Raw genomic sequence first — 25,949 nt, 5'->3', positions numbered from 1 at the left:
CCCCCGCGCAGCGGGCCGCACGGAGCCTACCGGCTGCGGTACCCGCCACCGCCGCCGTCAGTCGCCGACGGCCTTGAACAGCGCGGCGACCTCCGCGTTGGTGAGCCGACGGGTGCGTCCGGCGCGGAGGTCCCCGAGCCGGATCGGCCCGATCGAGGTACGCACCAGCCGGGTCACCGGGTGGCCGACCGCATCGAAGAGGCGCCGCACGATGTGCTTGCGTCCTTCGTGCAGGGTTACCTCCACCTGGGCGGTTTTGCCCAGCGTGTCCACCACCCGGAACGCATCCACCGTCGCGGGACCGTCGGTCAGCTCGACGCCGGCGGCGAGGCGCCGGCCCAGCGACCGCGGGATCGGGCCGGACACCTCACACAGGTACGTCTTGGGCACCCCAAAGGAGGGGTGCATGAGCCGATGCGCGAGCGTGCCGTCGTTGGTGAGTAGCAGCAGGCCCTCGCTGTCCGCGTCGAGGCGTCCGACGTGGTAGACCCGCTCTTCCACCCGGTTGCCGAGGAAGTCGGCGAGGGCGGTCCGGCCCTTCTCGTCCGCCATGGTGGAGACGACGCCCCGGGGCTTGTTCATGGCGAGGTAGACCAGCCGGATGTCGGCCTGGAGGCGCTCGCCGTTGACGTAGATGGTGTCGGAGGTCGGATCCGCCCGGTCCCCGAGTTGGGCGACCCGGCCGTTCACTGTCACCCGCCGGCGGAAGATCAGGTCTTCGCAGGCACGTCGAGATCCGACACCGGCGGCGGCGAGCACCTTCTGGAGGCGTTCCGGGCCGGTGTAGACGGGCGCGTCGGGTTTCGGGGCGCGGTTATCGCGAGGCATCGGCGAGGTCTTCCACATCGTCGGGGAGGAACGGAGCGAGCGGCGGCAGGTCGGTGATGCTGTCCAAGCCGAGCTTCTCCAGGAACAGGGTGGTGGTCCGGTAGAGGTGGGCACCGGTTTCCGGTTCGGTGCCGCACTCCTCCACCAGCCCGCGGGAGACCAGGGTACGGATCACCCCGTCGCAGTTCACACCGCGGATGGCGGAAATCCGGGATCGGGTCACTGGCTGCTTGTAGGAGACCACGGCCAGGGTCTCCAGCGCGGCCTGGGTCAGCCGTACGGTCTGGCCGTCGAGGACGAACCGTTCCACGTACCCGGCGTACTCCGGCCGGGTGTACAGGCGCCACCCGCCGGCCGCTCGGCGCAGCTCGAAGCCGTGCCCGCGGGTGGTGTAGTCGGTGGAGATGGCGTGCAGCATCGCCCGGACCCGTTCGAGCGGCTGCTCCAGTACGTCGGCGAGGGTCATCTCGGCGACCGGCTCGTCCACGACCAGGAGGATCGCTTCCAGGGCACCGTGTAGCTCGGCGTCGTCGAGCACCAACGCGGGGGGCGGGGCCGGCCCCCGTTTGTGGGACCGTCCCCGTTCGGGTGCCGACTCCCGGCCAGCGCCGGTACCCGCTTCGGCACCAGCACCGGGCGGTTCGGGGTTGGGGTCTCCCCCGTCCGAGGCGGCAGCGGCTGCTGCCTCCGCGACCGGTTTGGTCGTTGCCTCGCGGTGGCGTTCCCATGGCGGGATCCACGCGGCGGCCTGGTCGGCCAGGGAGTCCCGGTGTTCCTCGTCACCCATCTCGCTTGTCCTCTGTCGTAGCCGGCCCTCCGCCGGGTGGCGCCGACCCTGCCGGGTACGACCTGGTCGCCGGGGGTGGCGCTGCCCCTCCGGACCCGGAGTCGGCCGGGCCAGCGCCGGCCGCGCCGGAGTCGAACGGGCCGGAGTCGACCGGGCCAGCCTCGTCGGATCCGGCGGTGGAGCGGCTCCCCGCGTACTCGTCGATATCCAGGTCACCCCCGCCATCGACGGGGCCGGTCCAGCGTACGGTCAGCTCTTCCAGGGCCTCTTCCTGGGCGAAGGCGACCAGCCCTTCCCGGTAGAGTTCCAGCAGGGCGAGGAAGCGGGCCACCACCTCGAGGAGGGCCTCGCAGTCCGCGCAGAGCCCGGTGAACGTGGCCGTGCCGGCCCGGCGTAACCGCTCGGCGATGATCTCGGCGTGCTCCCGGACGCTGACCCGGACCCGGTGCACGTGCGCGATGGACACCTCGGGCGGCGGTTTCGGGGTGAACACCCGGGCAGCCAGGTCCCGTAGCCGCTGTGGGCCGATCCCAAACACCAGGTCGGGCAGGGCCTGCGCGTACCGTGGCTCCAGCGTCACCGCCCGCGGGTACCGCCGCCCGCCGGTCTCCTCGAGCACCGCGATGTGCGCCGCCGCCTCCTTGTACGCCTTGTACTGCAGCAGCCGCGCGAAGAGCAGGTCCCGGGCTTCCAGCAGGGCCAGGTCCGCCTCATCCTCAACCTCGGCGGCGGGTAGCAGCCGGGCCGCTTTGAGGTCGAGCAGGGTGGCGGCGACGAGCAGGAACTCGCTGGTCTCGTCCAGATCCCAGTGCTCGCCCAGGGCCCGCAGGTAGGCGATGAACTCGTCGGTGACCTGGTGCAACGCCACCTCGGTGACGTCCAGCTTGTGCTTGCTGATCAGCTGCAGCAGCAGGTCGAACGGGCCGGTGAAGTTGGCCAACCGAACGGTGAAGCCGCTGGTCTCCTCCCCACCGCGGGCGGGGTCGCTGGCCCCGGCGGGCGTGGGCTGGTCGAGGGGCGGTGCGGTCACCGGCAAACCGTAGTCCACCACCTGGGCGCCCTACTTTCGGTCTACCGCTCCGCCTGGGCGGCGATCACCTCGCGGGCGAGTTGCCGGTAGTTCCGCGCGCCGGAGGAGGCCGGGTCGAGGGTGGTGATCGGCGCCCCGGCGACGGTGGACTCGGGGAACTTCACGGTCTTGGTGATCACCGTCTGGTAGACCTTGTCGCCGAAAGCCTCCACCACCCGCTGCAGCACCTGGCGGCAGTGGGTGGTGCGGCTGTCGTACATGGTGGCGAGGATGCCTTCGAGCTCCAGGTCGAAATTGAGTCGCTCGCGAACCTTGTCGATTGTGTCCAGCAGCAGGGCCACCCCACGGAGGCTGAAGAACTCGCACTCCAGCGGGATGAGCACGCCGTGGGAGACGGTCAGCGCGTTGATCGCCAATAGGCCCAGGGAGGGCTGGCAGTCAATCAGGATGAAGTCGTATTCCTTCCGGATGCTCTTCAGCACCCGCGCCAGCGCCATCTCCCGGGCGACCTCGTTGACCAGTTGGATCTCGGCAGCGGAGAGGTCGATATTGGCCGGAAGCAGGTGCAGTCCCGCCACATCGGTCTTGATCAGCACATCGTCACAGGTGACGTCGTCCTGCATGAGGAGGTTGTAGACCGACAGGTCGAGGTTGTGCGGGTTGACCCCCAGGCCGACCGAGAGGGCGCCCTGCGGGTCAAAGTCGACCAGCAGCACCCGGCGACCATACTCGGCCAGCGCGGCGCCCAGGTTGATGGTCGTGGTGGTCTTGCCGACACCGCCCTTCTGGTTCGCCATCGCGATGATGCGGGCGGGGCCGTGCCGATCGGTCGGCATCGGTTCGGGGATCGGCTTCCGCGTCGTGTACGCGGCCGGATCTGCCGGACCGAGGTCATTACCGAGTGTGGACTGCTGCTCGCGGAGCTCCGAGGTCCAGGTCTCGGCACGGCCACCGTTGCCAACCATGTCTTCGTTGCCCCCTCCCGACGACCATACCGGCGTCGGAGCCGACCGACGTCCTTCGCGACGCCGTCGCGAATCCTGGGCCGCGTCACTTCCGCCAGGTCCGCGCCGGACCTGACTGTACGCCACCGGCGAGCTGGCCGCTCAGCACCGGTCCGGCGTGTCACACCCATCAACCGAGCGCCCGCGGGTGGGCTGTCGCGTACACCTCCCGTAGCCGTTCGACGGTGACCAGCGTGTACACCTGGGTGGTGGTGACCGAGGCGTGGCCGAGAAGTTCCTGCACGACGCGCACGTCGGCGCCACCGTCGAGCAGGTGGGTGGCGTAGGAGTGACGCAACGTGTGCGGGGAAACCGCCTGCGGCCCGGCATCCGGCAGGCCGGCCCGCCGGGCGGCACCGCGCAGGATGGCCCAGGCGCCCTGCCGGGACAGCGGGCCGCCGCGGGAGTTGAGGAAGACCGCCGGGGTGCCTCGGCCGGCGGCGGCGAGGCCGGGGCGGGCGCGCACCAGGTAGGCGTGCAGCGCGGCCACGGCGTACCCGCCGATCGGAACGAGTCTGTTCCGCCCGCCCTTGCCCCGCAGCAGTACCGCGCCGGAGTCGGTGTCGAGGTCGTCAACGGCGGCGCCGACCGCCTCGGAGATCCGCGCGCCGGTGCCGTACAGGAACTCCAGCAGCGCCCGGTCCCGCAGCCCGAGTGGCGCCTCCGCGCCGGCGGTGGAGACCGGTCCGGCCGCCTCCAGTAGTTGGATCACGTCGGAAACGGGCAGCGCCCGGGGTAGCCGGCGGGGCGGCGCGGGTGGGCGGACCTCACGGCTCGGGTCGGCACCGGTCAGGCCCTCGCGCAGCGCGAAGCGGTGCAGTCCGCGTACGGCGCTGACGGCCCGCGCCGCGGAGGAGGCCGCGAGGGGCGGGCGTTCTTCGTCCCCGACGCGCAGCCGGGCCAGGTGGGCTTCCACCTGGCCCGGGGCGACCGACGCCAGGTCGGTCACCCCACTCGACGCGAGGGTGTCGAGGTAGCGGGCCAGGTCCCGCCGGTACGAGGCGAGGGTGTTCGCCGCGAGTCCCCGCTCAACGGCGAGGTGGTCCAGGTAGCCGCGGACGGCGCGGCGTAGGGCCGGCGCGGGATCTGGTCCGGCCTCGGCCGCCACGGTTGCGTCGCCGCCGGTCAGGCCAGCACCTCGGCCAGCGGCAGGGTGGCCATGCCGTGCGCGTCGGCGACCGGTCCGTAGACGACCTGACCATCGTGGGTGTTCAGACCCAGCGCGAGGGCGGGGTCCCGACGCAGCGCCTCCCGCCAACCGAAGTTGGCCAGTTCCAGGGCGTACGGCAGGGTCACGTTGGTCAGCGCGTAGGTGCTGGTGTGTGGCACCGCCCCGGGCATGTTCGCCACGCAGTAGAAGACGGAGTTGTGCACCGGGTACGTCGGTTCGGCGTGGGTGGTGGGGCGCGAGTCCTCGAAGCAGCCCCCCTGATCGATGGCGATGTCGACCAGAAGGCTGCCGGGTTTCATCTGGGCGATCAGCTCGTTCGAGATCAGGGTCGGCGCCTTGGCACCGGGCACCAGCACCGCGCCGATGACCAGGTCCGCGTCAACCACCGCCCGCTCGATCTCGTACGCGTTGGAGGCGACCGTCTGCAGGTGCCCTCGGTAGATCGCGTCGGCCTGACGTAGCCGGGCCACGTTCTTGTCCAGCAGCAGCACCTCGGCCTGGAGGCCGAGCGCGATCGCGGCGGCGTTCATCCCGGAGACGCCGGCACCGATTACCACGGTCTTCGCCGCGTACACCCCGGAGACGCCGCCCATCAGTACGCCACGTCCACCGCCCTGGGCCTGTAGGTGGTAGGCGCCGACCTGCGGGGCGAGCCGCCCGGCCACCTCGGACATCGGGGCGAGCAGGGGCAGCGACTGGTCGGGCAGTTCGACGGTCTCGTACGCGATGGCGGTAACCCCGCGGTCCAGCAGCGCGTCGGTGCACTCCTTGGAGGCGGCCAGGTGCAGGTAGGTGAAGAGGACCTGGCCCGGCCGCATCCGGTGGTACTCCTCCGCGACCGGCTCCTTGACCTTCAGTACCAGCTCGGCGGTCTCCCACACCTCGTCCGCGGTGGGGAGGATCGTGGCACCGGCGGCGGCGAAGTCCTCGTCGCTGGTGCTGGAGCCGACGCCGGCGCCGGACTCGATGAAGACCTGATGGCCGGCGCGGACGAACTCGTTGACGCCGGCGGGCGTGATCGCCACTCGGTACTCGTGATTTTTGATCTCACGTGGGATGCCGACCTTCACGATGCAGACCCCCTCCTCCAGGGCTGCTCGCCCCGGCTACGCGGCGTCACAGCGGCTCCGTTGCCGCGGTGCTCACCCCGCCGGCGGCAGTCTAGGCCGGAGTTGACCGTCCGGGAGCCAGCACTGTGACATGTCGTCGGTGCTCCCGCTGACGATGTGTCAAGCCGATCTTGGTAACCGCCCGGTGCGGGGCGGCACACTCCGCTGTTGGGACCAGATTCGCCACTTCTCGCCGGACCTACTGATCCCCCGTTCAGACAGCTGATGTGGATCATTACTGTGTCCCCTCGTGACTACTCCTTTTACCCACCCGATGGGTGGGTCCGATAAGAGCAAAATCGTCGCGGGCGTCCTGCAGGTCGTGCTCGGCAGCTTCGGCGTCGGCCGGTTCTACATGGGCCACACCAAGATCGGCGTACTCCAGCTCATCGTCACCCTGGTGACGTGCGGCATCGGCGGCATCTGGGGCGTCGTTGACGGCGTCCTGATCCTGATCAAGGGTGGGGTTGACGGCCAAGGCCGGCCGCTGCGCGACTGACCGGTTTCACCGTATATGTGAAAGGGGGGCCGCGCGCGGCCCCCCTTTCACATACGTATTCAGCGTGGCAGCGGTGTCCCGGCCGGCCGCAGCGCCGTCCAGCCCCCGTCTCGGGCGCGAGCGGCGGCGAGCAGCCCGGCGACCGTCGCGGCGTTGGTGATCTCCCCAGCCAGCACCATCTCCACCGCCTCGTCCAGGGCAACCCGGACGAGCTGAAGATCGGCTTCCTCCTCGGCCCGGCCGTGCCGCCGACCGACCGGCACCTCGGTGAGGTCACGGGCCAAGAACACCCGGACCAGTTCATTGGTGAACCCCGGTGAGCTGTGCACGTCGACCAGGACATCGAGCCGACCCGCGTTCAGGTCAGCCTCCTCGACCAGTTCCCGGCCGGCGGCAGCGGCCGGGTCCTCGCCCGCGATGTCCAACAGCCCGGCCGGCAGCTCCCACAGGTGCCGGCCGACCGGGTGCCGATACTGCCGGATCAGCACCACCCGACCCGCCTCGTCCAGGGCCACCACCGATACCGCGCCCGGGTGTCGGGCACAGTCCCGGAGGGCGGTGCCGCCACCGGGCATGGTCACCTCGTCGGTGACCACATCGAAGATCCGACCCCGGTACCGCTCGACGCGCGAACGCACCTGGTAACGGTGACCGGCCGGGCTCACGAGGCCGACGCCGCCGGTGCCGTGGAGGCCCCACCGTTACTGGCGGCATTCGCCTCCGCCGCACCGTCCAGGTCGACCGGGAGCTGATCAGCCTGCGCGTACGCGAGGGCCGCCGCCACGAAGGACGCGAACAGCGGGTGCGGGCGGGTCGGGCGGCTCTTCAGCTCCGGGTGCGCCTGGGTGGCCACGAAGAACGGGTGCAGGTCGCGGTCCAGCTCGACGAATTCGACCAGCCGGCCGTCCGGCGAGGTCCCCGAGATGTGCAGGCCCGCCTTGGTGAGCACGTCACGGTAGGCGTTGTTCACCTCGAACCGGTGCCGGTGCCGCTCGCTGACCTCGGTGCTGCCGTACGCCTCGGCGACGATCGACCCCTCGGTGAGCACCGCCGGCCATGCCCCGAGCCGCATGGTGCCGCCGAGGTCGCCCCGGCCCGCGACGATGTCCTCCTGGTCGGCCATGGTGGCGATGACCGGATGGGTGGCTTCCCCGTCGAATTCCAACGAGTTCGCACCGTCCAGACCCGCGAGGTGCCGGGCCACCTCAATGGTCATGCACTGGAGGCCGAGGCAGAGGCCGAGCAGCGGAACGCCGTTCTCCCGGGCATGCCGGGCGGCGCCGACCTTGCCCTCGATGCCGCGGACGCCGAACCCACCGGGGATGACGACACCGTCAACCCCGGCCAGGGCGGCCGCCGCGCCGGCCGAGGTGACACATTCGTCGCTGGGCACCCACTTCAGCCGTACCCGGGCTCGGTGCCCGAAGCCGGCGGCTCGGATCGCCTCACTCACCGACAGGTACGCGTCGGGCAGGTCAACATACTTACCCACAAGGGCGACGGTGATCGTGTGTCGGGGCTGGTGCACCCGCTCCAACAGGTCGTCCCAGCGGGCCCAGGCCACATCCCGGAAGGAGAGGCCGAGCCGACGCACCACGTACGCGTCAAGACCCTCCCGGTGCAGCACCTTCGGGATGTCGTAGATGCTGGGCGCATCTGCGGCGGCGGTGACCGCCTCGAGGTCAACGTCGCAGTAGAGGGCGAGCTTCTGCTTGACCTTGTCCGGGATCTCCCGGTCACAGCGCAGTACCAGTGCGTCCGGCTGGATACCGATGCTGCGCAGCTGCGCGACCGAGTGCTGGGTGGGCTTGGTCTTCAGCTCGCCCGACGGCGCCAGGTAGGGCACCAGCGAGACGTGCAGATAGAAACAGTTGTCCCGCCCCAGATCGTGGCGGATCTGCCGGATCGCCTCCAGGAACGGCAGCGACTCGATGTCGCCGACGGTCCCGCCGACCTCGGTGATGACGACGTCCGGCACCTGGCCCTCGCCGTCAGGTTCGGCCATCCCGAGCACCCGCGACTTGATTTCGTTGGTGATGTGCGGGATGACCTGGACGGTATCCCCCAGGTACTCGCCGCGCCGCTCCTTGGCGATCACCTCCGAGTAGATCTGCCCGGTGGTGACGTTGGCCTTCCCGGACAGGTCCCGGTCGAGGAACCGCTCGTAGTGACCGACATCGAGATCGGTCTCGGCACCGTCCTCGGTGATGAAGACCTCACCGTGCTGGAACGGGTTCATCGTCCCCGGGTCCACGTTGAGGTAGGGGTCGAGCTTCTGCATCACCACACGCATGCCACGCGCGGTAAGCAGGCTACCGAGGCTGGAGGCAGTCAGGCCTTTACCCAACGAGGAGGCCACGCCTCCGGTGACGAAAATGTGCCTGGTCGTCCGTACTGAAGGGGCCAAGGCCTGCTCCCGTGTCGTCTGTCGCGGTCGTGCAGACCGCCGTGTTGATCAGAGTGATCACGCGATCCACGGGATTCCACGCTAACACCCCACCTGGTCCCGCCGCCCGGCGCACCCGCCAGCGGCATCGTCTACCGCTGGCGGGTCAGAGCGTCGTGACCTCGTCCGATGCGCGAGCCGTCGGGATCTTGCCGGCGGCCGTCCCGGCTTCCCATCGGTCCACCGGCGCCGCACCGGCCTCGCCGCCCCCGGACGGTCCAGGATTGTCGGCCGAACCGTCGCCACCCGGTGCCGAGCCAGCCGGGCCGTCTTCGCCACCGGGGCTCTCCGAGCGCCGACCTCGATCCGGCCTACCGTCGGAGCCGGTCGAGCCGCTCGAGCCAGTCGAGCCGGTCGGGCCGCCGTCCCCACCGGGCGTCGGGCTGGTCCGGTCGGTGGAGTGGTCCAGTACCCGCAACGCGGCGAGGGCCGCCATCGGCACCACCACGGCCACCGCTGCCCCAGCGACGTCCAGCGCCACCCCATCCAGCAGTCCGCCGAGCACCGCAGCGACCGCGGTGCCGGTCATCGCTCCCCGAACCGCCGGGTAGATGCCGAACAGCCGCTGCAGACCGCCCCACGGTTGCAGTAGGGCGAACCACACCAGAAGCACACCGGCCAGGGCCAGCACCGTCAACGGGCTGCCGAAGAACGTTTCCAGGTTGGCGGTGCTGGCCCGGTGAACAATCAGCCCCCCGGTCCCGTCGTCGACCGCGGCCAGGAACCGACCCAGATCGCCTCGCTCACCAGTGGGGCGGTCGAGGTCGACCAGGGCGAAACCCACCGTCACCGCCAGCCCAGCCATCGTCGCCCAGGCCAGGCGGGTGAGCGTCAACCAACCACTGGCGCTGATCGCCGCGGCGAGGCTCACCCCGGCGGTCAACGCGATCGCGCCGGTGGAGTCGGCACCGAGGTAGGGGCTGCCGACCAACACCACGGCGACCCCACCGACGGCCACGATCACCACCGGTCGCCGGGAGCGACGAACCCGCTGGGCGAGCCAGCCGGCCAGGAGTAGCGCCCCGGCCAGGAGCACCCCAAGCCCCACCGTGCCCAGGCCGACGAACCGGCCCCCGTCCACCGCGGAGTAGCCCACGACACCGTTGAGCTGGAGATGGGCACCGGTCAACACGTCGGCACCAACCGTCAGCGTGGCCAGGAACGCCACCGCGCCCAGTGGCCCAAGCGTGCTCCCGTAGCCGGGCAGGAACCGGACGAGTGCCGTCGCGGTGCCGATCAGCGCGAGGGTGATCCCGGCGAAGAACCACCCGGGGTGCGTACCACGCCACCACGGGAGCAGGTCGGCCAGGAGCGCGGCCGGCAGGGCGAGCGCAGCCGCGACGAGCAGCAGCTCCACCACCGCGACAATCCGCCGGGATACCGGCTGGGGACCGTACGGGCCGGCGTGCCGTCGAGCGCGGCGCAGCAGCGGTAGCACGGCCACCCCGAGGAGCACCTGCGCGGCGGCGAGTAACCCGAAGAACCAGCCGGCGACGCGGCGCTGTGCCGCGGCTTCCAGGTCGGCGTCCACCGGGCCGGCGATCGCGGTGGCGAGGTCGGCGGCCCGCCCCAGAAACGGGCGCTCGGGCAGTGGCCGGCCCAGGGCGGTCAGCGCGGTCGGTGCCAGGTCAACCAGTTGCAGATAGCCCGGACGGTCGGTGGTCGGCGAGGTCAGCCAGCCCTCTTCCCAGCCCTCACCGTCGGCGACCGCGACGTGCAGCCGGGACGGCTCCCCGGTGTCCGCCACCCCGGCGACGACAACCAGGGAGCGGGGCGGGCGGGCGGCCAGTACCTGGGCCAGTCGCGCGTCGGCCGCGCGGGCCGCAGCCGCCCGGGTCGCCGGGTTCTCACCTTCGACGGCACCGAGATCGACAATACTGAGCACGCACGAGCGTAGGAGGTCGGTCGGGTCCGCCGGCAGTTCCGGCTCGTACCGGTCCACCCGGCCGAACGGCCGGGCGGCAGCCACCGCCGCGCCGGGGCCCACCGCCACCGAGCAACGCACCGACTCCGACAACGAACCCGGCACGGTCCCCCAGGAGAGCCGTTCCTGGCTCGACAGAACGACACCCTCCTGGTCCGGCAGGTTCGCGCCGATTCCATCCGGCCGCTCCACGACGACGTCGGTGGGTGGACAGCTGCCCTCCGTCCGCTCGCCCGGCCAGGCGGCGAAGCTGCCCGCCCCGAGGGTCAGCCAGCCGTCCACCGGACAGGTGGGCTGGTGGGCAGAGCGCACCGCCAACGACCCGATCGAGCCCTCCTGCGCCAACCGCCACAGCGTCGGTGTCGTCTGCGCGTCCACGTCTTCCCACCGCAGCCCGGCGACGCCGGCCAGGACCACGAAATCGGCGGTCCGCTCCGGGGAGTGAACCGCCGGCCGGGCGGCCAGCGCGGCCACCCCGAGCGCCACGACGAGCAGGGTCAGCAGGGCGGGGGTGAGTCGGCGCAGCATCACCGCTGTCCCGTCGACGGTGCACCAGCGTCCGGGGTGGTGGGGCCGCCGGCCACGTCCGGGGACAACTCGGCGTAGAGGGCGGCGAGGTGGGCGCTGGTCTCTGCCTCGGTCGGCCAGGTCGCTGCCTGCCCGCGGGCCCGCTGGCCCAGTTCGGTCCGCCGGGCCGGGTCAGCCAACAAACTAACGACGGCGGTGTCAACCGCGTCGACATCGCCCGGCGGTACCAGGATGGCGGCGTCGCCGACCAACTCGGGCAGGCCGCCAACCGCGGTCGCCACCAGCGGTACCCCGACCCGCATCGCCTCCTGCGCGAACAGCTGCCGGGCCTCCCAGTCACTGGTGACCACGGCGATGTCGGCACCGGTCAGCAGGTCGGCCACGTCAGTGCGGTGCCCGAGCAGGGTCACCGGCGCTCGGGCCGCAGAGATCCGGGCCGCCAGTTGCAGGTACGCCGGTCCGCTGCCGGCGATCACCACGGCTGGCGTCGGGTCGCGGGTACGCCACCGGGCAGCGGCGTCAACCAGGAGGTCGTACCGCTTCTGGGGATGTAGTCGGCCAACCGACAGAATCAGCGGCTGGTCGCTGCCGACGCCGAACTCGGCGCGGACCGCGTCCCGGCGGCGGTGCGGTTCGGGCAGCGGCGGCGCGGCGACCGGGGCGAACCGGGCGTCCGACGCACCCAACGCGGTGGCTCGTGCGACCAGGTCAGCCGAGGCACCGAGGGTCACCTGAGCGCCGCGGGCAACAACCCGCTCGACCAGACGGGACGCGCTACCGCGCAGGCCCCCGCTGAGGACGGCGTTGTGCCAGGTGACCACCAGCGGGGCAGCCGGCCGGGCCACGACGGCGACCAGACCGGCGCGCAGCCCGTGCGCGTGCACCACAGCGACCGGTTCGGCGGCGAGGGCCCGGCGAAACGCGGTCACCGCCCGCAGGTCGGCGGGGGTCGGGCTGGCCGGGATCTCCACCGCCCGGAAGCGGGCGCCGACACCGGTGAAATCGAACTGCTCTTCGGTCGCGGCCGGGCCACAGACCAGCACCGCGATGCCGGCGCCGGTCAGCCCGGCGGCCAACGACCGGACGTGCTGCCCCACACCGCCGGTGCTGGAGGCGAGCAGCAGGGCGACCGTGCCGGCCCGGCCGGCCCCCGGGGTCGGTTCCGTCACCGGGACACCGTCTCCTTCCCGTCGCCCCGCTCCGGGGGGACACCGTCCTTCCGCTGCCCGCCGGCCGGGGTGGCCGACCGTCTCCCGCGGGTCAGCCCGAGCTTTCGCAGCGCTCCGGCGAGCAGTGGTCGTACGTCCGGCCGGTCCAGTACCCAGACCACCGCGAGGAACACGACACCGACCACGACACCGGACAGCATGCCCTGTACGAGGGCTACCGGTACGCCCGGGGTGCCATCGGTAGCCGCCAGCAGCGACCGTGCCACCGCCCAACCCACCAACGCCGCCAGCCCTCCACCGATCAGGCCGGCTACCCCGGCCCGGCCGATGCCGGCGAGCGCCGTGGCGCCGGCGGTCCGTCGGACGGCGAGCACCAGCAGGGCACCGAGCACCATCATCCCCACCGAATTCGCCAGGGTGACCGCCGGAACCCGGTCCCGCAGCGGCAGCGCGACGCTGAGCAGCAACGCCGCGACGGGCACCACGAGAAAACCGACGGCGATCGCGCCGGTGGCCGCCCGCGTCTGCCCCCGTGCGTAGAGGGCGCGGCTCAGCACGGCGAAGAGCCCGTAGCCAATCAGGCCGGGCGCGAAGCCGGCGATCCCGGCAGCGGCGGTCGCCGCCGCGCCGTTGACGAAGAAGAAGTGCCCAACCGGCACGGCCGTACCGACCAGGACGGCTGCACCGAGGCAGCTCAGCAGCAGTACTCCCCGGGTGGCCGGGGCCAACGTCGCCCGGTATGCCGCCTCGTCCCCGACGGACCCGGCGGCGGCCAGGCTCGGATAGGCGGCTACCGCCAATGGCACCGCCAGCACCGCCCACGGCAGCAGGTAGACCGTCTGGGCGAGCTGGAACGCACCGAGGTTGCTGACCGCACCGTAGGAGACCTGGTTCAGACTCACCACGAGGGCCACCTGCTGCGCGGTCACCGTCACCGCGCCGGCCACCGCGAGTCCACCGACCCGGGTGCGGGCGTCGGCGGGGAAGCGGAAGCCGAGCACCGGCGCGTATCCCAGCCGGCGGAACGGGATCAGCAGCGACAGGGACAGCACCGCCACTCCGGCGGTCGTTCCCAACGACAGCAACAGCTCCCCACCGCGGCTGACGCCCGCCACACTGGCCAGCCGCCCCTCTGCGACGGTGAAGCCCAGGTAGACCGCGATGACGGTAAGGCTGGACAGCAGTGGGGCGATCACCGGCCAGGCGAATCGGCGGTGCGCCTGGAGAACCCCGGTGAGCACGATGCCGACCCCGTACAGCGGCAGTTGCGGGGCGAACACCCGCAGCATCCGCTCGCCGCTGGCCTGCTGGGCGGGGTCTAGTCCGCCGCCCAGCAGCTCCACGATCGGGCCGGCCAGCAGCGCCACCGCCAGCGCGAGTGGCACCAGCAGGGTGAGCACCCAGGTGAGCAGCGCCCCGGTGGTCCGGGCAACCGCCCCCCGGTCCGCCGCCGCCACCGGAGCGGCCAGCAGTGGCACCACCAGGCTGGCGAGGGCACCGCCGGCGACCATCTCGAAGATCACGTTCGGAGCGGCGTTCGCCACCACGTACGTAGCACCAAGATCGGTGGGTGCGAGCGTCCAGGTGAAGACGGCGGTACGACCGAAGCCGGCGAGCCGACTGACCACGGTGAGTACGGCGATCAGCGCGGCGGCCCCGGCTACTCGGCCGGCGGCGGCGTACGGGGCCGGGTTCGTCACGTCAGTCGGCGCGACGGCCCAGCGCGTCCAGCTCGCGCAGCCCGGGGGTCTGCCGGATGACCTGGGTGAAGCTGATCCGCTCGCTGGCGGCGGTGAGACCGGCGAGGACGGCGAGCAGACCGGCCCGGCCGACCGGTCCGGTGCGCGCCGCGAGCGTGACGCCGAGCAGCGCACCGAGCGCGTTGGCGCCGCTGTCGCCGAGCATCACCTCCTCGTCAAGGTCCGCGGGGAGCAGCCCGGCGGCGGCGCCGGCAGCACCGGCGACGATCCCGCCGTGCGGGCTTGTCACCAACGGTGCGCCGAGCAACAGCCCGGACTTCACCGCCCGTCCCGGCCGCAGGTCGAGCAGGTTGATCAGGTTGGCGGTGCCGGCGATCACACCCGCGCCGAGGAGGACGTCCACGCCCCGGCCGACCGTGCCCTGCCGCTGCCGACGCGGATGCCGGGCGACGGCCGGGTCACCGGCGAGCAGCGCAGCGGCGGACAGCCCCGCCGCGCCCACACCGACGACCTTGACCAGGCCGGCGGTGATCCGTCCCTCGCGCAGCGCGGCGAGGTGCCCGGCGAAGCCCTTGGCGGCCTTCTGCTCCGGCCGCGCGCCGACCACGTCGTCGTAGAGCCCCACCGCCCCGGCGCCGAGGCCGGCGACCAGGGCCGCCCCGCCGGCAGCGGCACCCGGTGCGCCGGCGGCACCGGCGACGGCGGCACCGGCGGCGAGCGCCGGCCCGGCCGCGAGGGTCACCGGCCGGCCCCGAAAGTTCGTCCGCTCCAACGCTGGGCCCGCCGGTGAGGTCCGCACCCCACGCAGGGCGTAACGGGCGACGGCGGCGCCGGCACCGGCGACGACGAGACGACCCAACCAGCTCACGTCGTCACCTCGCACCCCGCGGTAAACACATGATCCGTTTGGCTGTTGCCCGCCGCGGACTGCTCGGCACGCTCACTCACACCGACTCCCTCCAGTTGGCGGGCCAGGGCCTGATGTTGATCGTCACGATCATTGGGGCAGTCTAGGAACCAGCGACGCGGCGTTGTCGCCGACACCATAGTGACCCGCCTTGTCCTCGTTGACCTGCTGTGCCAGGGCGAGCGCGGTGACCAACTGCCCCTGGACGGTGTTGGCGTTGTCGACGGTGGAGATCCTCCCGGCCAGCACCGCGTCGCCCCGGACGAAGGCCACCAGGTTCCCGCCTTCCGAGCCGTTGCCGCCGACCACGGTCGCGCCGGTCCGATCGAACTGCTCAGTGACCTTGACCACCGACTCGTCCTTCTTCGAGGAGTCCTTGTCCGAGTACGGCTGGCCACTGACCACCACGACCGCCTCCGCTGACTGGGTGAGCCGCTCGGAGGTGGTGAGGTAGTTGGCGTTGGTGTAGGCAGCCAGTACGGCCCGCCGGTCGGCCTCACTGATCGGTGTCGCCTCCGGCACCCCGTCCAGCAGCACCGTGGCCAGCAGCGCGCTGGAGGTCTCCACACCATTCCCGTTGCCGGGCAGGTTGGTGGTCGGCGCGTTGGTGGGACGGGCCGCGGTGACGGCCAGCTCCAGCAGGTCGTTGTTGTTCTCCGGGTTGATGAACTTGTCCTGCAGGTCAACCCGGCCGACCACGTCGGCGTTGCCGAGCTGAAGCATGTTGACCACGCCATCGGTGTGCTTACGCCCCGTCGGCAGGCTGAGCACCAGCACCCGCTTGCCGGTGAGCCGGCCTGGCATGACCACTGCGGCCAACTCGGCGGCGAAGTCATCCTCGCGGGTCAACTCCTCCTCGAGGTTGTTGACCTCCTGACGCAACACCTGGTTGTCTTTCCGCAGCTCATTGACGTTGTCATTGAGAGCGTCTGCCACCGGCCCGTTGAGCGCGGTGGTACCAACCACCAGGCCGATCGCCAGCGCCAGGAAAACCGCGGTCAGGGACACCACGTGGTACCGGAAGTTGATCACACCTGCAGCCTCTTTGTCGGGTGGACGGCGTCAGAAGAGCCGTTCCAGCTGGAACACAAAATTGTTCCACCACTCGGAGACCACACCCAGGTACGCCTTGCCGACGGTGGAGACCGCCACGGCCGAGGCCATCGCGGCAAGCGCGGACAGCACCAGCAGCAGCAGTGAGGATCCGGAGATGTTCTGCCGGTAGAGCCGACTCACGCCCTTGGCGTCAACCAGCTTGCCGCCAACCTTCAGCCGGGTGAGGAAGGTCGACGCCATCCCACCCCGTCCCTTGTCCAGGAACTCGACGAGCGTGGCGTGCGTGCCGACCGCCACCAGGAGCGAGGCGCCCTTCTCGTCGGCGAGCAGCATCGCCAGGTCCTCGCTGGTGGCGGCGGCGGGAAAGGTGACTGCCGGGACGCCGAGGCCATTGACCCGGGTCAGCCCGGGTGCCCGCCCGTCCGGGTAGGCATGCACCACGACCTCGGCGCCGCAACGCAGCACGTCGTCGGTCACCGAATCCATGTCACCGATGATCATGTCGGGTGGATAGCCGGCCTCGACCAGGGCATCCGCCCCCCCGTCGACGCCGATGAGCACCGGCTTGAACTCCCGGATGTACGGGCGCAGCACATCCAGGTCGGCCTTGTAGTCGTAGCCACGCACCACGATCAGGCAGTGCCGGCCCTGAATCTCGGTGCGAATGTCCGGAACACCCACCCCGTACAGCAGCAGGTCCCGCTCCTGCTTCAGGTAGACCATGGTGTTCGCGGCGAACGCCTCCAGCTGGACCGACAGCCCCTCCCGGGCATCGGCCATCGCCTTCCCGATGGTCTCCGCATCCTGCAGGTCACCGTGGGCCACCGGCTCTTCGCCCAGATAGACCGTGTTGCCCTCGATCCGGACGGTGTCGCCTTCCTGGATCCGTTCGAAGACGCCCTCGCCCAGGTCGTCCAGGAGCGGGATGCCGGCCTCGATCAGCACTTCCGGGCCAAGGTTGGGATAGCGGCCAGAGACCGACGGCTTGGCGTTGAGGACGGCCCCGACACCGACCGCGACCAGCGAATCGGCGGCGACCCGGTCCAGGTCGACGTGGTCGATCACCGCGACGTCGCCGGGACGTAGCCGGCCAACCAGACGTTTGGTCCGACGGTCCAGGCGGGCGGTGCCGCCGGCCCGGCCCGGCTCGGCGGGTCGGTTCCAACGCAACGTGGGTAGACGCATCGTAACCATCCTGGCATGTGAAGCGGGCGACCTTCACGCGACATGCCTTGCGCGGGCCGCCAGTCCAGAGAAGCACACTACGGCCCGGAGCCGCGCGCCGGTGACGCCACCCGGGCCGGTGTTACACCCGCCGCTCCCGCGCCGCCACAGCCAGTAACTCCTCGGCGTGCGCGATTCCCAGGTCCGAATCCGGCAAACCGGCAAGCATACGGGCGAGTTCCCGCGCCCTTTCGGTGTCCTCGACCACCCGCACCCCACTGGTCGTCACCGCACCACCGGTGTCCTTCGCCACCACCAGGTGCCGGTTCGCGAACGCGGCGACCTGGGGCAGATGGGTGACGACGAGCACTTGGTGGCTACGAGCCAGCCGGGCCAGTCGACGGCCGATCTCCACCGCGGCCTGGCCACCCACCCCGGCGTCAACCTCGTCGAAGACGAGCGTCGGCGGGCCGCCCGAACCGGCGAAGACCACCTCGATGGCGAGCATCACCCGGGACAGCTCACCGCCGGAGGCGCCCCGCTGCAGCGGCAGTGCCGGCGCACCCGGATGTGCCAGTAGGCGCAGCTCCACCTCGTCGCCGCCGTCCGGCCCGATCCCGACCTCGACGCCGTTGACCGAAAGGCCGGGTTCGGACTTCCCCACTGGGCGGGGCAACACCCCCACCTCCACCCGAGAGTGCGGCATGGCCAACCCCGCCAGCTCGGTGGTGACCTGGGCCGCAAACCGGGTAGCTGCCTCCTGTCGCGCCACCGACACCCGACCGGCCAGCTCAGCCACCTCGCCGGCCAACCGAGACACCTCCCGGTCCAACTCGTCAAGCAGCTCGTCCGAGGAATCTAAATCGGACAGCTGGGCCCGGGCCCGCTCGGCCCAGGCGATCACCCCGTCGGTGTCGTCGGCGTACTTACGGGTCAACGCACGTAACGCGGCCCGCCGCTCGTAGACAGCCTGCAACCGCGCCGGATCAGCGTCGAGCCCCGCCAGGTACGTCGACAACTCCGCGGAGACATCCGCGACCAGGGTCGCCGCCTCCTCCAACCGCGTCGCCAGCTCCCCCAGGGCGGGGTCGGTGCCGGACTGGCCATCCAGGGTACGGCGGGCAGTGCCGAGTAACGTCGTGGCATCCGGGGTGTCCTCGGCGGCCTCCATCCCCCCGGCCACGCACTGCTGGGCCAACCGCGCCGCCGTCCGCAACCCCTCGGCGTGCTCCAGCCGCTGTGCCTCCGACTTGAGTTCGTCGTCCTCGCCCGGCTGCGGATCAACCCGGGTGATCTCGTCGAGACCAAGGCGTAGCAGGTCGGCTTCCCGATTTCGCTCCCGCGCGTTTCGACGCCGGCTGGCCAGGTCGTCCACCACCGACCGCCACCGGGTATACACCTCGCGCAGCGCGTCGAGCAGCTTCTCGTGCTCCGGACCGGCGAACCGGTCGAGCGCCGCGCGCTGCTCGGCCGGGCGCAGCAGCCGCAGTTGGTCGGACTGACCGTGCACCGCGAGCACCTGCTCGCCCACCTCGGCGAGCATCGACACCGGCATGCTGCGGCCGCCGAGATGGCCACGAGAACGGCCCTCTGTGGTGACGGTGCGGCTGAGCAACACCGAACCGTCCTCATCCGGCTCGCCGCCCGCGTCAATGACCCGAGTAGATACGGTCTCGGCCACCCTTCCGGCCAGCCGCAGTCGACCCTCGACCACCGCGCGGCCGGGCTCGGCCCGCACCCGCCCCGCGTCGGCGCGCCCGCCAAAGAGCAGGCCGAGACCGGTCACCACCATGGTCTTACCCGCACCGGTCTCACCAGTGATCACGTTCATACCGCCGGTCAACGGCAGCGTCGTGTCCTCGATGACGCCCAGTCCGGTGATGCGTAGCTCTTCCAGCACAGCACCCGACAGTAGACGCGGTGCCCGACGCTTGACCAGTCGACAGCCGCGGGCACCGGCGGTGACAGCTCAGTGTCGGCTGCCCCGCCAGCCCTGCACCGGCAGATCAAACTTGGCCACCAGCCGGTCGGTAAACGGCCGGGCCGTCAGCTGCACGATCCGCACCGGCAGGGCCCCGCGCCGCACCGTCACCCGCGCGCCCGGCGGAAGGTCGTACACCCGCCGTCCGTCACAGCAGAGCACCGCGAGACTGGTGAAGGGGTCCACGGTGATGACGAAGGTGGACGTGGGCGCGGTGACCAACGGCCGGCTGAAGAGCGCGTGCGCGCTGATCGGCACCAGCAACAGGGCCTCCACCTCGGGCCACACGACCGGGCCACCGCCGGAGAACGCGTAGGCCGTGGAGCCGGTGGGAGTGGCGCAGACGACTCCGTCACAGCCGTAGCGGGACAGCGGCCGCCCGTCAACGTCAACGAGGAGCTCGAGCATCTGGGCCCGCTCCCCCTTCTCGACGCTGATCTCGTTCAACGCCCAGGACTCGATCGTCGGTCCACCATCGAACTCGGCCGTCACGTCCAGCGTGAGCCGCTCGTCCACCGTATAGTTACGACCCACCACGTCGCGGACCACAGAGTCCAGATGATCGATCTCAGCCTCGGCGAGAAAGCCGACCTTCCCGAGGTTGATCCCCAGTAGTGGCACCTTCGCCGGCCGCGCCAGCTCGGCGGCCCGCAGGAACGTACCGTCCCCACCCAACGCGAAGACGATCTCAGCGCCCTCCGCGGCTTCCGGACCAGTCACCGGAACCGCCCCAGGGAGGTCAAGGTCCTCGGCCTCCTCGGCGAGAACACGAATAACGAAGCCAGCCGCGATCAAGTCCCCGGCCACCGCCCGTGCGTGTTCGGTGCTGCGCCGCCGCCCGGTGTGCGTCACCAGCAGCGCGGTCCGGTTCACCGCGCCCGCCGTACCGTCCGAGGCCCGTCGCCGGCCCCGCGCGCCACCCGCCTCACCCGCACGCTCACCCCACTACCTCCTCCGTCGCCGTGCCGGACCGACCGCCGGTGGCCCCGGCCGTCACCACCGCCCGCACCCGCTCCGGGTCAGCCGCAGGCGCGTCCCGGCGTAACCATACGAAGAACTCGACGTTTCCGCTGGGCCCCGGCAACGGGCTGGCGCAGACATCAGCGAGACCCAACCCGAGCTGGGCCGCCGCACCGGCCACCTCCAGCACCGCCTCGGCCCGCAGCGCTGGGTCACGCACCACGCCACCGGCGCCGACCCGATCGCGCCCCACCTCGAACTGCGGTTTCACCATCAACGCCAGATCGCCGCCCGGGCTGGTACAAGCCGCCAGGGCCGGCAACACCAGCCGCAGGGAGATGAACGACAGGTCGGCGACGGTAAGGTCAACCGGCCCGTCGATCGCCGCCGGGGTAAGGGTGCGCACGTTGGTCCGCTCGAAGACGCGTACCCGCTCGTCGTTGCGCAGTGGCCAGGCGAGCTGCCCGTACCCGACATCAACAGCCACCACCTCGGCCGCATCGGCGCGCAGCAGCACGTCGGTGAAACCACCGGTGGACGCGCCGGCGTCGAGGCAGCGCCGCCCGGCGGCGGTCAGCCCACCCGGGCCGAAGGCGGCCAGGGCACCAGCCAGCTTGTGCCCGCCCCGCGAAACATACTCTGAGGCCGGGTCCGCTCCGGTGACCAGCAGCGGATCGGCGGGGTTGACCAGCGCGGCAACCTTGCGGGCCGGGACCCCGCGTAGCTTAACGCGGCCAGCCTCCACCAAGGCGGCGGCCTGCTCGCGCGATCTGGCCAGGCCACGGCGAACGAGCTCCGCGTCCAACCGGGTACGACGTGCCATACCTGCTTCTCCGGCTCTTAGGACTGGTCAATGCTGGCGAGGGTTTCCCGCAGCGTTTCGTATGCCGCCTCATACTGCGCGATCTGGTCCGCCAGGGGCAGTCCCGCAGCGTTGACCACCGCCTGCACGGCGGCGTCAACCGCCGGGTTCGGCGCCGGCGCCTCATCCCCGGCTCTCCCGGCGGCGAGCCCGGCCGGGGTCGCTGGTCGCGGCGGCCCCGAACCACCTGCTGGAGCAGCGCCCTGCGCCGGACCGGGGCGGGGCAGGCCGGTCACGGCCGCCCGCCAGCGGAGCCCGACCGGCGGTGGCGGGCACTCACTCCGGACCGCCCGGCTGCTTCTGACGCGGCGCCCGCTTCGCCGATCGCGATGCCGCCGACATCTCCGTTGCCGGCCGGACGGTCACGGGCTCTCCTGGCAACGCCTCTTTCGCGACTGCCTTCTTTGCGACTGCTTTCTTCGCGACCGTCGTCTTCGCGGCTGCCTTCTTCGTCACCGTCTTCTTCACGACCGCCTGCTTCGCCGGGCCGGGCGCCGTCACGGTGCGTCCAGGCGAAGGGTCCGCCTCCCGAAGCTGCCGCTCCAGCTCTCGTACCCGCCGGGTCAGCTCGGTCACCTCGTCGGCGGTGGCGAGGCCGACAGCCCCGATCGCCCGTTCGACCTCGAAGCGGACCAGTTTGGTCAGCGCTTCCCGGTTGGCTGCGCTGGTGGAGACCAATTCCTCGGCAAACGCCTGAAGCTGGACCGCGGTAGCGCCGCCAGCGCCGACCAGCCGCCGCGCCGTCTCCTGGGCCTTCCTCCGAGGCGCCTCCGTCAGGCCCATGGCCACCGCAAGGTAGGAACGCCACGCGTCCTGCATGCCTGAGTCCTTCCACGAGAGGGGATGTGCGGTCCTCACGCTACCGGCGTGGCCAGGCCACCCGTGCGGTACGGTGCCGGAGAGTGGTGTGGCGAGTTGTGGAGGCGATGTGGCTAGCGTTGACGAGTGCCGGCAGGCGTTGCGGGACCTCACCACTCGGCTGAACGGCAACGCCGAGGCGGTGCGCGAGCACGTCGGCCTGGACCGGACGCTGGCCTGCCGGATCACCGACCTGGACGCCGCGTTCCACGGCCGGCTCACCGACGGCCAGCTGACCGACCTCGCCGACGGTGACGACCCGAAAGCCAAGATCGCCCTGAGCACGACCAGCGAGGACCTCCTCGCCCTGGTCCGCGGGGAACTGGACATCACCCGCGCGGTGGCGTCCCGACGGGTGTCCATCAAAGCCAACCCGTTCGACTTGATCAAGCTCCGCAAGCTGCTCGGGTCGACCTGAGCGCGGCCCTGCACCACCCTCGCCGGAGCTGCTCAGCCGGACAACAGACCGGGAGCTACTCAGCCGGGCAAAAGACCGAACGTCGCGAGCGCCCGCTCAGCCGCCGAGGAGACCGCCCGCACTGGCGATGACCGTGCGGAGGACCATGCCGCCGCGCAGAGCGCCGGCAGCGCATCCAACGGACGGCCCGCACCAGACAGCTCCAGCCGGCCGTCGCGGACCACCGCGGACCACCCATCGGCCTCCGCCGGCCCTGGCACCCGAACCACCGCAGCCGACTCGAAGAGCCCCGCCAGGTCCACTGACACAAACGTCGGCCGATGCTCCGGCGCAGCAGCCAACAGCTCGGCCACGTCGCTGACACCAGTCAACACCAACAAGCTGTCCAGCCCCGCTCGCACCGCGCCCTCAATGTCGGTGTCCAGGCGGTCACCGACGACCAGGGCCCGCCCCCCGCTGGCCCGGCGGGAGGCAGCGACGAAGAGCTCCGGCGCCGGCTTACCCACGATCAGGTCCGGGTCCCGACCGAGCGCGATCCGCACCGCGGCGACCAAGGCGCCATTGCCGGGTAGTGGACCCCGCTTGCTGGGCAGCGTGCGGTCGGTGTTGGTAGCGACCCAGGTCGCCCCGCCCCGAATCGCCGCCGTTGCCTCAGCCAGGTCAGCCCAGCCGACCTGCGGACCATAACCCTGAACCACCGCCACCGGCTCATCCTCGGCCCGCTCGACCGGGGTAAGCCCAACGGCGCGGATCTCGGCACGCAGCGCCTCCGCCCCCACGACCAGGACCTGCGTCCCGGCCGGATGCCGCTCGCGGAGCAACTGCGCGGTCGCTGCCGCTGAGGTCAGCACCTCCTCGGGGCGGGCGGCGATGCCCATACCGGTGAGCAGGTCGGCGACCTCACTGGACTGACGAGACGCGTTGTTCGTGGCGTACGCGACCGCCCGCTCTTCAGCATGCAGCTGGCGCACCGCCTCGATCGCCCCGGGGATCGGCTGGTCAACCAGGTAGATCACCCCGTCCAGGTCAAAGATGACCAGGGCGTACCCGTCGACCAGCCGACTTCCCCCGGTCAGGGTCACTTCCCGGTACCCGCCTCATCGCCGTCAACAGGGCTTTCCGAGTCGCCACCGGACCGCTGGTAACTGAGGCCGCTCGGGTCACCAGCACCGTCGTCGGGGGTTTCGTCAGCACCGTCATCGGGGGTGTCGTCAGCACGGTCTTGGGCCCCGGTGGACTCGGCATCGGGTGCTTGCCCGTCCGCGTGTTCCGCATCCGGCTGTTCCGACCCAGCGCCGAGGGCACCGGGGTCAGTGGCGACGTCCTCGACCTCGTCCTCCTCGTCGCCCTCGATCATCACCCCGTCGAGCTCCAACAGGCGCTCGGCCGCATCGGTCGCCCCGTCAGTGTCGACCTCCGCCGCACGGGAGAACCACTCGCGGGCCTCCTCACGCCGGCCCACCGCGAGCAGCGCATCGGCGTACGCGTACCGCAGCCGTACCGTCCATGGCTCCGTCGCCTCCCCGGTCAGCTCCGGCACCTGGAGCATCGCCACCGCGGCATCCTTCTGGCCCAGGTCGCCCCGTGCGCCAGCGGCAACGATCAGTAGCTCGCCGGCGACCGCAGGGTCCAGTTCCTTCCGGTCCGCGCCCCGGTACAGATCAATCGCCCGCTCCGGACGGCCGAGCGCCCGCTCGCAGTCAGCGAGCACCGCAAGGTGACTCTGCAGGCCGGTCATCCGGTGGTACGTCCGCAGTTCGGCGACCGCCGTCTGCCACTCACCAGCGTGGTACGCGGCCAGGCCGACTGCCTCACGGACGGCAGCGATACGGGCGGCAAGCCGCCGGGCTGCGAGGGCATGCGCCAGCGCCTCAGCCGGGTCCTCGTCGATCAGCTGGCCGACTGCAACCAGGTGCCGGGCCACCTTCTCGGCGGTCGGCTTGGCTAGGGCGAGCAGTTCGGCACGAACATCTTTGTCTAGGTCGGTAGCGACGATCTCCTCAGGAAGCTCCGGTCCTACCGGGGCGTCAGGCTCAGACCGGTGCTCCGCACGACGGTCGCGGCCCCGGTAGTCATCCCGGTCACCGCCCCGGTAGCCACCCTCACGGCGCTCACCGCCCCGGTAACCATCCCGGTCACCGCGGAAGCCGCCCTCACGACGCTCACCACCCCGGTAGCCGCCCTCACGACGGTCACCACCACGATCACCGCCACGGAAGCCATCCCGGTCACCACCGCGGTAGCCGCCCTCACGACGCTCACCGCCCCGGTAACCCTCCCGGTCACCACCGCGGTAGCCGCCCTCACGACGGTCACCACCGCGGTTGCCGCCTTCACGGCGCTCGCCATCCCGGTAGCCACCTTCACGGCGGTCACCACCGCGGAAGCCGCCCTCACGACGGTCACCACCGCGGAAGCCACCCTCACGGCGCTCACCGCCCCGGTAACCCTCCCGGTCACCACCGCGGTAGCCACCTTCACGGCGCTCGCCATCCCGGTAGCCACCTTCACGGCGCTCGCCATCCCGGTAGCCACCTTCACGGCGGTCACCACCGCGGAAGCCGCCCTCGCGGCGCTCGCCACCGCGGTAGCCGCCCTCACGACGGTCACCACCGCGGAAGCCACCCTCGCGGCGCTCGCCACCGCGGTAGCCGCCCTCACGACGGTCACCACCGCGGAAGCCACCCTCACGGCGCTCGCCATCCCGGTAGCCGCCCTCACGACGGTCACCACCGCGGAAGCCACCCTCACGACGGTCACCACCGCGGAAGCCACCCTCACGGCGGTCACCATCCCGGTAGCCGCCCTCACGGCGCTCACCACCGCGGAAGCCACCCTCACGGCGCTCACCACCCCGGTAGCCGCCCTCACGACGGTCACCACCGCGGAAGCCACCCTCACGGCGCTCACCACCCCGGTAGCCATCGCGGTCGCCACCCCGGTAGCCGCCCTCACGGCGCTCACCACCGCGGAAGCCACCTTCACGGCGCTCACCACCGCGGAAGCCACCCTCACGGCGCTCACCACCCCGGTAGCCATCGCGGTCGCCACCCCGGTAGCCGCCCTCACGGCGCTCACCACCGCGGAAGCCGCCCTCACGGCGCTCACCACCGCGGAAGCCACCCTCACGGCGCTCACCACCCCGGTAGCCATCGCGGTCGCCACCCCGGTAGCCGCCCTCACGACGGTCACCACCGCGGAAGCCGCCCTCACGACGGTCACCACCGCGGAAGCCACCCTCACGACGGTCACCACCGCGGTGACCACGTTCGCCGCTGCGTTCAGCGGCTCGGTCATCCCGGTAGGAGGGACGGCCGTCACGACGTGACGCACCGTCACGACCAGCTGATCGGTCTTCGTGTCGACGGGAGCGGTCGCCGCCGTGCGGTCCTGAGTTCACAGGTTCATCCTTCCTGATTAGGCCGGTGGTGGCGGCACGCAGTGAGGGCCGACCCGGGTAGGGTCGGCCCTCAACTGAAGTTTTGCCCGGCGGTGTCCTACTCTCCCACACCCTCCCGAGTGCAGTACCATCGGCGCTGGAGGGCTTA

At 71.3% G+C, this 25,949-nt stretch carries 24 protein-coding genes; 3 read left to right on the top strand and 21 right to left on the bottom strand.

What is annotated here, in order from left to right:
• Positions 1 to 57: 57 nt before the first annotated feature.
• The 6 genes from SALPAC4_RS0119475 to ald all read right to left on the bottom strand — a co-directional run bounded on the left by SALPAC4_RS0119475 (position 58) and on the right by ald (position 5,890).
• On the bottom strand, positions 58 to 828 hold the full coding sequence (locus SALPAC4_RS0119475; protein WP_019871752.1) for a pseudouridine synthase: 771 nt from the start codon (positions 826 to 828) through the stop codon (positions 58 to 60).
• Positions 815 to 1,615: an SMC-Scp complex subunit ScpB gene (scpB, locus tag SALPAC4_RS0119470; protein ID WP_019871751.1), complete on the bottom strand. Its 801-nt coding sequence runs from the start codon at positions 1,613 to 1,615 to the stop codon at positions 815 to 817. The genes SALPAC4_RS0119475 and scpB overlap by 14 nt, the downstream gene beginning before the upstream one ends.
• Entirely contained in the window at positions 1,608 to 2,666 is a 1,059-nt protein-coding gene (locus tag SALPAC4_RS0119465; RefSeq protein WP_019871750.1) for a segregation and condensation protein A, read from the bottom strand. The genes scpB and SALPAC4_RS0119465 overlap by 8 nt, the downstream gene beginning before the upstream one ends.
• 20 nt (positions 2,667 to 2,686) lie before the next feature.
• Positions 2,687 to 3,610 carry a ParA family protein gene (locus tag SALPAC4_RS0119460; protein WP_018733367.1) on the bottom strand — a complete coding sequence of 308 codons (924 nt, stop codon included), beginning with the start codon at positions 3,608 to 3,610 and terminating at the stop codon, positions 2,687 to 2,689.
• A gap of 169 nt (positions 3,611 to 3,779) precedes the next feature.
• Positions 3,780 to 4,757, bottom strand: coding sequence for a site-specific tyrosine recombinase XerD (locus tag SALPAC4_RS0119455; RefSeq protein ID WP_019871749.1), 978 nt, complete (start codon positions 4,755 to 4,757; stop codon positions 3,780 to 3,782).
• Between the two features lie 17 nt (positions 4,758 to 4,774).
• Entirely contained in the window at positions 4,775 to 5,890 is a 1,116-nt protein-coding gene (gene ald / locus SALPAC4_RS0119450) for an alanine dehydrogenase (RefSeq protein WP_018733365.1), read from the bottom strand.
• Between the two features lie 313 nt (positions 5,891 to 6,203).
• On the opposite strand from ald, the gene SALPAC4_RS0119445 reads away from it, so the two are divergent.
• A complete protein-coding gene (locus SALPAC4_RS0119445) occupies positions 6,204 to 6,428 on the top strand; it encodes a TM2 domain-containing protein (RefSeq protein WP_019871748.1) in 225 nt (74 codons plus the stop codon).
• A 59-nt stretch (positions 6,429 to 6,487) separates the two neighbouring features.
• On the opposite strand, the gene SALPAC4_RS0119440 is transcribed toward SALPAC4_RS0119445, so the two are convergent.
• From SALPAC4_RS0119440 to SALPAC4_RS0119375, 13 genes are all read right to left on the bottom strand, one after another.
• Complete coding sequence (locus SALPAC4_RS0119440) at positions 6,488 to 7,093, bottom strand: NUDIX domain-containing protein (protein WP_018741676.1); 606 nt, start codon at positions 7,091 to 7,093, stop codon at positions 6,488 to 6,490.
• Positions 7,090 to 8,835: a CTP synthase gene (locus SALPAC4_RS0119435; protein ID WP_027645084.1), complete on the bottom strand. Its 1,746-nt coding sequence runs from the start codon at positions 8,833 to 8,835 to the stop codon at positions 7,090 to 7,092. The genes SALPAC4_RS0119440 and SALPAC4_RS0119435 overlap by 4 nt, the downstream gene beginning before the upstream one ends.
• A 145-nt stretch (positions 8,836 to 8,980) precedes the next feature.
• Complete coding sequence (locus SALPAC4_RS0119430; RefSeq protein WP_020113538.1) at positions 8,981 to 11,326, bottom strand: hypothetical protein; 2,346 nt, start codon at positions 11,324 to 11,326, stop codon at positions 8,981 to 8,983.
• Entirely contained in the window at positions 11,326 to 12,495 is a 1,170-nt protein-coding gene (locus SALPAC4_RS0119425; RefSeq protein WP_019871745.1) for a glycosyltransferase family 4 protein, read from the bottom strand. Before SALPAC4_RS0119425 ends, SALPAC4_RS0119430 begins: the two co-directional genes overlap by 1 nt.
• Entirely contained in the window at positions 12,492 to 14,195 is a 1,704-nt protein-coding gene (gene murJ, locus SALPAC4_RS0119420) for a murein biosynthesis integral membrane protein MurJ (RefSeq protein ID WP_019871744.1), read from the bottom strand. Before murJ ends, SALPAC4_RS0119425 begins: the two co-directional genes overlap by 4 nt.
• 1 nt (position 14,196) lies before the next feature.
• Positions 14,197 to 15,063 (bottom strand): hypothetical protein, encoded by an 867-nt coding sequence (locus SALPAC4_RS0119415; protein ID WP_027645085.1) that lies wholly within the window; start codon positions 15,061 to 15,063, stop codon positions 14,197 to 14,199.
• Positions 15,064 to 15,192: 129 nt separating this feature from the next.
• Positions 15,193 to 16,134, bottom strand: a complete 942-nt coding sequence (locus SALPAC4_RS0119405) for a copper transporter (RefSeq protein WP_019871741.1) — start codon at positions 16,132 to 16,134, stop codon at positions 15,193 to 15,195.
• A 30-nt stretch (positions 16,135 to 16,164) separates the two neighbouring features.
• A complete protein-coding gene (gene steA / locus SALPAC4_RS0119400) occupies positions 16,165 to 17,343 on the bottom strand; it encodes a putative cytokinetic ring protein SteA (protein WP_027645086.1) in 1,179 nt (392 codons plus the stop codon).
• A gap of 121 nt (positions 17,344 to 17,464) precedes the next feature.
• Positions 17,465 to 19,222 (bottom strand): DNA repair protein RecN, encoded by a 1,758-nt coding sequence (recN, locus tag SALPAC4_RS0119395; protein WP_019871739.1) that lies wholly within the window; start codon positions 19,220 to 19,222, stop codon positions 17,465 to 17,467.
• A gap of 69 nt (positions 19,223 to 19,291) precedes the next feature.
• Positions 19,292 to 20,176 (bottom strand): NAD kinase, encoded by an 885-nt coding sequence (locus SALPAC4_RS0119390; RefSeq protein WP_018733353.1) that lies wholly within the window; start codon positions 20,174 to 20,176, stop codon positions 19,292 to 19,294.
• Between the two features lie 64 nt (positions 20,177 to 20,240).
• Positions 20,241 to 21,086 (bottom strand): TlyA family RNA methyltransferase, encoded by an 846-nt coding sequence (locus tag SALPAC4_RS0119385; protein ID WP_018738602.1) that lies wholly within the window; start codon positions 21,084 to 21,086, stop codon positions 20,241 to 20,243.
• 17 nt (positions 21,087 to 21,103) lie between these two features.
• Positions 21,104 to 21,361, bottom strand: coding sequence for a hypothetical protein (locus SALPAC4_RS0119380; protein ID WP_027645087.1), 258 nt, complete (start codon positions 21,359 to 21,361; stop codon positions 21,104 to 21,106).
• 40 nt (positions 21,362 to 21,401) lie between these two features.
• Positions 21,402 to 21,944 carry a phasin family protein gene (locus SALPAC4_RS0119375; RefSeq protein ID WP_019871738.1) on the bottom strand — a complete coding sequence of 181 codons (543 nt, stop codon included), beginning with the start codon at positions 21,942 to 21,944 and terminating at the stop codon, positions 21,402 to 21,404.
• Positions 21,945 to 22,053: 109 nt separating this feature from the next.
• Here SALPAC4_RS0119375 and SALPAC4_RS0119370 point away from each other — a divergent pair, with 109 nt between their 5' ends.
• Positions 22,054 to 22,401 (top strand): SCP2 sterol-binding domain-containing protein, encoded by a 348-nt coding sequence (locus tag SALPAC4_RS0119370; RefSeq protein WP_018815353.1) that lies wholly within the window; start codon positions 22,054 to 22,056, stop codon positions 22,399 to 22,401.
• Positions 22,402 to 22,460: 59 nt separating this feature from the next.
• On the opposite strand, the gene SALPAC4_RS0119365 is transcribed toward SALPAC4_RS0119370, so the two are convergent.
• Together SALPAC4_RS0119365 and SALPAC4_RS0119360 are read right to left on the bottom strand one after the other, a co-directional pair.
• On the bottom strand, positions 22,461 to 23,483 hold the full coding sequence (locus SALPAC4_RS0119365; protein ID WP_019871737.1) for an HAD-IIA family hydrolase: 1,023 nt from the start codon (positions 23,481 to 23,483) through the stop codon (positions 22,461 to 22,463).
• Entirely contained in the window at positions 23,480 to 24,325 is an 846-nt protein-coding gene (locus SALPAC4_RS0119360; protein WP_019871736.1) for a hypothetical protein, read from the bottom strand. Before SALPAC4_RS0119360 ends, SALPAC4_RS0119365 begins: the two co-directional genes overlap by 4 nt.
• Before the next feature lie 117 nt (positions 24,326 to 24,442).
• Between SALPAC4_RS0119360 and SALPAC4_RS0119355 the strand changes: the two genes are divergently transcribed.
• Positions 24,443 to 25,729, top strand: a complete 1,287-nt coding sequence (locus SALPAC4_RS0119355; RefSeq protein WP_019871735.1) for a hypothetical protein — start codon at positions 24,443 to 24,445, stop codon at positions 25,727 to 25,729.
• The last annotated feature ends 220 nt before the right edge of the window (positions 25,730 to 25,949 follow it).

The sequence above is a fragment of the Salinispora oceanensis genome, assembly GCF_000383575.1.
Taxonomy (GTDB): domain Bacteria; phylum Actinomycetota; class Actinomycetes; order Mycobacteriales; family Micromonosporaceae; genus Micromonospora; species Micromonospora oceanensis.
Note: the sequence above shows the minus strand (reverse complement) of the source record. Positions and strands in the feature narration are given on the sequence as shown.

What these genes read in the sequence shown, in the direction of transcription:
- SALPAC4_RS0119475 (WP_019871752.1), bottom strand. Translation starts at nt 828, where the DNA reads ATGCCTCGCGATAACCGCGCCCCGAAACCCGACGCGCCCGTCTACACC.
- scpB (WP_019871751.1), bottom strand. Translation starts at nt 1,615, where the DNA reads ATGGGTGACGAGGAACACCGGGACTCCCTGGCCGACCAGGCCGCCGCG.
- SALPAC4_RS0119460 (WP_018733367.1), bottom strand. Translation starts at nt 3,610, where the DNA reads ATGGTTGGCAACGGTGGCCGTGCCGAGACCTGGACCTCGGAGCTCCGC.
- SALPAC4_RS0119445 (WP_019871748.1), top strand. Translation starts at nt 6,204, where the DNA reads ATGGGTGGGTCCGATAAGAGCAAAATCGTCGCGGGCGTCCTGCAGGTC.
- SALPAC4_RS0119430 (WP_020113538.1), bottom strand. Translation starts at nt 11,326, where the DNA reads ATGCTGCGCCGACTCACCCCCGCCCTGCTGACCCTGCTCGTCGTGGCG.
- steA (WP_027645086.1), bottom strand. Translation starts at nt 17,343, where the DNA reads ATGCGTCTACCCACGTTGCGTTGGAACCGACCCGCCGAGCCGGGCCGG.
- SALPAC4_RS0119385 (WP_018738602.1), bottom strand. Translation starts at nt 21,086, where the DNA reads ATGGCACGTCGTACCCGGTTGGACGCGGAGCTCGTTCGCCGTGGCCTG.
- SALPAC4_RS0119375 (WP_019871738.1), bottom strand. Translation starts at nt 21,944, where the DNA reads ATGCAGGACGCGTGGCGTTCCTACCTTGCGGTGGCCATGGGCCTGACG.